This window comes from Actinokineospora sp., from assembly GCF_050699995.1.
Lineage (GTDB): Bacteria > Actinomycetota > Actinomycetes > Mycobacteriales > Pseudonocardiaceae > Actinokineospora.
The window spans coordinates 1-1155 of the sequence record NZ_JBOHGC010000413.1 but is presented as its reverse complement, the minus strand read 5'-3'; the positions used below and the strand labels follow the sequence as shown (position 1 = coordinate 1155).

Annotated in this window: 1 protein-coding gene; it reads left to right on the top strand. The window is 68.6% G+C overall.

Annotation, left to right across the window (positions count from 1 at the left end; all coding sequences use genetic code 11):
- Window positions 1-243 precede the first annotated feature (243 nt).
- Window positions 244-1155: IS1634 family transposase (locus ACRDSQ_RS20295; RefSeq protein ID WP_431423226.1), on the top strand; the 912-nt coding region annotated here is incomplete at its 3' end.

Sequence of the window (1155 nt, the reverse complement as noted above, 5' to 3'; positions counted from 1 at the left end):
GGTTCGTACTCCTCGTTGAACCACGCCTCGGCGGCTGCGGCGCGGGAGAGGAGGCGGCCTTCGGCCTGGCTGGCGCGGAAGGACCAGCCCGAGTACCGCAGTTCCTGACGGGTTTTGGGTGTCTTGTGGCGTGAGAGTCACGCTCTAGAGCCATTCGGTTGGTATCGCGGGCGAAATCGCCTAGATACACGCCTAGTGGGGTTAGGTCGCTTCCGGCCGGTTGATCGTGTATAAGCGCTAGGTATGTACCTGCGTCGGACGCAGCGGCGGACGAAGGATGGGGGCAGTGTCGGCTACCTGCAGCTGGCGCACAACGAGTGGGACCCTGTCGCCAAGCAGTCCAAGGTGCGGGTGCTCTACAGCTTCGGCCGCGAGGACCAGCTCGATCGGGCGGCGATCGTGCGGCTGATCGGGTCGCTGCAGCGGGTGCTCGAGCCCGAGCAGGCGCTGGCGGCGACGGCGGCGCCCGGACTGCGGTTCTTGGAGTCGCGGCCGATCGGCGGGGCGTGGGCGCTGGACGGCCTGTGGCGAGTGCTGGCGATCGACCGCACGCTGTCGGGCCTGCTGGAGGGTCGCCGGCTCGATCCGCGCGCCGAGCGGGTGATCTTCGCGATGGTCGCCAACCGCGCGCTGGAGCCGCTGAGCAAGCTGGCGGCGAGCAAGTGGGTGTCGGAGCGGGCGTGGATCGACGGGCTACAAGAGCTCGACGAGGACGCCTGCTACCGCGCGATGGACTGGCTGCTGGAGGTCGAGGACGAGCTCGCCGAGCAGGTGTACTTCGCCACCGCGGACCTGCTCAACCTGGAGGTCGACCTGCTGTTCTTCGACACGACCTCGACCTACTTCGAGCGCGACACGGCCGAGGCGGACGTGGTCGACGCCGACGGCAACGTGGTCCGCCCGGCGTTTCGCACCTACGGCAAGTCCAAGGACCACCGCGACGACCTGCCGCAGGTCGTGATCGGGATGGCCGTCACGCGCGCCGGGATCCCGATCCGCGTGTGGTGCTGGCCGGGCAACACCAACGATTCCGAGCTGATCCGCCAGGTCAAGGACGACCTACGCGCGTGGAAGCTCGGGCGGGTGGTGTGGGTCGCTGACCGCGGCTTTCAGTCCGAGCAGAACCGTCGCTACCTGCAGCGTGCCGGCGGGCAC